This window comes from Aquidulcibacter sp. (genome assembly GCF_049239865.1).
Lineage (GTDB): Bacteria > Pseudomonadota > Alphaproteobacteria > Caulobacterales > Aquidulcibacteraceae > Aquidulcibacter.
In genome coordinates this window covers 1-4,311 of the sequence record NZ_JBMLTR010000064.1, presented here as the reverse complement: position 1 = coordinate 4,311, position 4,311 = coordinate 1, and the positions used below count along the sequence as shown (strand labels likewise).

Annotated in this window: 4 protein-coding genes; 2 read left to right on the top strand and 2 right to left on the bottom strand. The window is 57.0% G+C overall.

The features are described 5' to 3' along the window. Positions 1 to 759: 759 nt before the first annotated feature. Entirely contained in the window at positions 760 to 900 is a 141-nt protein-coding gene (locus ACOVRA_RS04660; protein ID WP_421719283.1) for a hypothetical protein, read from the bottom strand. Positions 901 to 1,021: 121 nt separating this feature from the next. Beyond that, positions 1,022 to 2,302: a DUF3422 family protein gene (locus tag ACOVRA_RS04655; protein WP_290802411.1), complete on the bottom strand. Its 1,281-nt coding sequence runs from the start codon at positions 2,300 to 2,302 to the stop codon at positions 1,022 to 1,024. Positions 2,303 to 2,570: 268 nt separating this feature from the next. Here ACOVRA_RS04655 and bchO point away from each other — a divergent pair, with 268 nt between their 5' ends. Next, a complete protein-coding gene (gene bchO / locus ACOVRA_RS04650; protein WP_290802408.1) occupies positions 2,571 to 3,449 on the top strand; it encodes an alpha/beta fold hydrolase BchO in 879 nt (292 codons plus the stop codon). Between the two features lie 156 nt (positions 3,450 to 3,605). After that, on the top strand, positions 3,606 to 4,311 hold a 706-nt coding region (gene crtI, locus ACOVRA_RS04645; protein ID WP_421719282.1), incomplete at its 3' end, for a phytoene desaturase family protein.

The following is a 4,311-nucleotide window of genomic DNA, read 5'->3' as shown; positions in this document are numbered from 1 at the left end:
TCTATAAGGCGGGTTGGCGAGCTTTTAGTTGCACAGAACAAGTAGCTTTTACGCCCGTAAGCCCTCACCCCCTTCCCCTCTCCCATGGGGAGAGGGGAGCGCACAAATAAAAACTTATCCCCCACCCATCAAACCCCGCATAACTTAAGGCCATCTCCAACGAGAGGGCGTTGTTGCTGCAGCGGCGACACCGGTTGGGGATGGTAAGCGGGATTAATCGAGGTTGAAGTGGCGACCTCGTGTTTCATTGGGATTAGCTGTCCTGATGCCCGAGTGTGCTTGTGCCCGACTGCCGTGTGAAGCCCTTGGTCAAGAACTTAGGCGATGCCTTTGAGACACCTTGGGGAAGCCTTATGTATTTTTAGAAGCACGCGCTTCTAGGATGAGGCCTTTACGTACTAGGCGGGGGAAGAACTACACCACAAGGTGGCCTCGTTACCCACCCCGAGCACACACACTTATTCAGCCGGGGCGCACGGTTTGCGTCGTATTCCGGGCCAGTCCGTTAATCTGGCCCACCTAATTTGGCGCATACCACGCGCCCCGGTCCCTCACTCAGCCGCACCCCCGGTGGTTTTCCACGCGGGGCTAAAGGTGTTGGTGGCTAGGAGCGCGCAGCACGAGCTGCGCATCTATAGGCGCTGACATGCGCAACTGTTGTTGCGCGCTCCATTTTTGGGCTTTCGATCTGGAAGCGGTTTGGTGATCCTTCTGTCTCACCAAACCGCTTTGAATATCGTGATCGGGCGATCTGAAGAGTCAAGTCCGCTTCGCGCCGCTGCGCGGCAGATTTCCAAAGGAAATCTGGACTTGAGACGTCAAATCGCCCGAAAACAATTGAAGTTGGCCTTTGGGGCAGGCATAGCCTGCACCAAAGCCTTCCAGACGAAAAAACCTCAAACGCTGTCATCCCGGACGGCGTTAGCCGAGTCCTAGACCTTGTGTCGCAAAGTCCTACAAGGTCCCCGGTCTTCGCTGGCGCTCCGGCAGGGATGACAGCGTGGGGGGGAGGGATGGGCCCCTACTTCTCGCCTGAAATATCCTTGCGCAATTGCCTCAGAATGAACCAAACCCCCAGCACCACAAAGGGAGCGGAAAGCCCGGTCGCCGCCTTGGCATTGAAGTGGAAAATTGTTTCGGAGAGGCCTTCCATCGCGAAATGGATCAATCCCAAAGAATAATAAGAGATGGCGGCGACCGAGAGGCCCTCCACGGTTTGTTGCAGGCGCAATTGTTCTTGGCTGCGTCGATCCATGGAGGCCAAAAGGCCGACATTGATTGCTTCAGACGCCACCTCGACGCGCGTGTTGAGCATCTGAGTTGTGCGGGCGATGCGTTCAATGACATCGCGTTGGCGGTCGCCCACGGCCACACAGGTCCGCATGGCGGGCGCTAGTCGGCGTTCCATGAAGTCAGCAATGGTCGGGCGGCCATCAATGGCTTGTTCGCGCAATTGTCCGATCCGCTCTTGCACCAGCCCCTCATAAGCGCGGGCGGCAGCAAACCGGTAGGTGGTCGCCCCAACCATGGCTTCGGCTTCCCCGGCCAAAGCGGCGAGGCGGGACAAGAGATTTCGGTCGGCTTCCACGCCACCTTCATCGGCAACTTGCATGGCTGAGGCCGCCGCTTCGGCTTCAAAGCGCGCCAAGGTGGCAGAGGTTGAGTTGGCCAGTGGGAAGGCCAAGAGCGCCAGCAAGCGATAGGTCTCAATCTCAAACAATTGCTGCAAGACTCGTCCTGCGGTCACGGGATTGGGGTCAGACTGCACCATGACAAAGCGCGTGAAGGAATCAGGACCCGGGCGAAAGTCACTGAAGACATCGATGGAGCCATTTGCTACCCGCGCGGCAATGATATCACTATCGGCAAAAGGCAAATGCTCCGGTGCCAATGTGGACAGCACAACATGGGCCGCGCCCAAAACCTCACCGGGCAAGCCAGCCAGCCAGTCTTGCGGCAGGAGATCGAGGGCTGTGGCCTCGAACATAAAGTCCGGGGTTGCTGGGCTGTCGCGAAACACCGTCCAGGTCGATATTTCCGTGTGGCGTTCCCACCGCAGCCGCCAGGTTCCGCCATCCACCACGCACCAGCGTGCTTCTGGCCCGGGCTCCGACGTGCCAATTTTCCGGCAAAGGGCGGCCATATGCGCACGGTCGGCACTGACACCGCCTTCGCCCGACATGGTGGCGATACGTGAAGCGAGATGCGGCGCTTGAACGGGGGTAGAGGGCCGGGCGTGAGCTTCGGCGAGCAGAAGGTCCCGTTGCGGGTGAAACTTCCATTGTAAACCTTGCCGTCTCATGCTGTTCTTTCTCCCAAGACCCGCCGGAACGGCTTTTGCCTGCCTTCGGTAACAATCTTGTCAGGTGGCAACTCTGGTGCGCTTGTCTCTGGCAGTATAGCGTCACAAGGGTGTTTTATGTCGTCTCGGGGGTGATAGTAGTGGAACATTCGAGAATCGCGGTGACGCGAATTACACGTGACCACGCTGTGGACATGATCGAAACACCTAGAAAGCAAACCTCTGACCTACGCCGTGAATTCCACTTGATTTGCTTGGACCTCGACTGATGTATCGGAAGCCTAAATGGAGCCGAGAGGGGGTAAACTGGCCCAATCGCCAAAGCAGTCGCTTCATCCAGGTTGGCGATCAGAAGTGGCACTTGCAGACGATCGGTGAAGGGCCGCCACTTCTCTTATTGCATGGTACCGGTTCGTCATGTCACTCGTGGGCTGGTATCGCGCCCATGCTGGCGGCGCATTATACGTTGATCATGCCAGACTTGCCCGGGCATGGCTTTACCCAAACGCCCCCTGAATCCGGCCAATCGCTACCCGGTATGGCCCGCCTCTTGCGCGATTTACTGACAGCCTTGGATGTTGAGCCTGCCTTTGTTATTGGGCATTCGGCAGGGGCCGCGATCGCGGTGCAAATGGCGCTGGACGGCTATATCCGCCCGCAGGCGATTTTGGCCATTAATGGCGCGTTCCAGCCCTTTAAGGGCCTTGCAGCCCTCATTTTTCCAGTGGTCGCCCACGTTCTTGCCCTCAACCCGATCACCATTTATGCGGTCGCGGAAGGGGCAAAAGATCGCCGTCGGATTGAGAAGCTGATGCGTAGCACGGGATCGGTCATTCCTGAGGACATGATGGCGCGATATCGGGATTTGTTTACAGCGCCCGGCCATGTCGCAGGCATGCTCGGCATGATGGCCAATTGGAATCTTGCTCCACTGGTCAAAAACATGGCGGGCCTTCAGATGCCGCTCTATCTCTTCTGCGGTTCAAAAGACGCGGCGGTGCCGCCGGCCAGCGCGGTTGATTTGTGCCAACACGTGCCACAGGCCCGATTCATCAATCTGCCGGACTTGGGTCATTTGGCGCATGAAGAAAGCCCAGAGGCTGTCGCTGCTGCGCTGCTGGCTGTTCTCACGCAGGCTTCGAACTAATTCTATCCCACCTCGAGGTAAACGGGAGTAGTCTATGATTTGCCGTGCGTCATTTGGTACCCCGTTTGCGGAAGGGTCTGTGCAGGTCCTTGAGTTTCCATCCCTTCTGGATGATCTAGGCCTTGCGTCCATGCAAATTGAGGGTTTAATTGTCCAATGAACTTTACAACACGACCCTCAGATTTCGCCTCGGCCCGCGCCGATAACCGCCCACATGCCATCGTTATTGGTGCCGGCTTTGGGGGCTTAGCAGCTGCCATCCGTTTAGGGGCAAAAGGCTATCGCGTCAGCGTCTATGAAAAGCTCGATGGTCCCGGTGGCCGCGGCTATGTCTACCGTCAAGATGGCTTCACCTTTGATGCCGGTCCAACCATCATCACGGCGCCGTTCATCTTCGAGGAATTGTGGGACATTTGCGGCAAGACCCTGTCGGACCACGTGCAGTTGCGCAGCATCGACCCGTTTTACAAAATCCGCTTTGATGATGGGACGGTTTTTGAGGCGACCGCTGATCTTGATGCGATGCGCGCGCAGATTGCCCGCTTTGAGCCGGACGACCTTGCAGGTTTTGATCGCTATATGAAGGCCAGTGAGGCCATTTATGATGAGGCCTTCACCAAACTGGTCGACCAACCATTTCATGAGCTTTCGACCTTGTTCAAATCCGCGCCTGACTTGATCCGTCTGGGTGGATTCCGCACCGTTTTTGGCAAGGTCTCGGAATTCTTTAAAAATGAAAAACTACGGGTGGCGTTCAGCTTCCATCCGTTGTTAATCGGGGGAAATCCCTTTGCCACCACCTCCTATTATTGCCTGATCGCCCATCTCGAGCGCACCTATGGCGTCCATTACGCCCTTGGTG

Coding starts and splice junctions, on each gene's coding strand:
- bchO (WP_290802408.1), top strand. CDS start 2,571: ATGTATCGGAAGCCTAAATGGAGCCGAGAGGGGGTAAACTGGCCCAAT.
- ACOVRA_RS04655 (WP_290802411.1), bottom strand. CDS start 2,302: ATGAGACGGCAAGGTTTACAATGGAAGTTTCACCCGCAACGGGACCTT.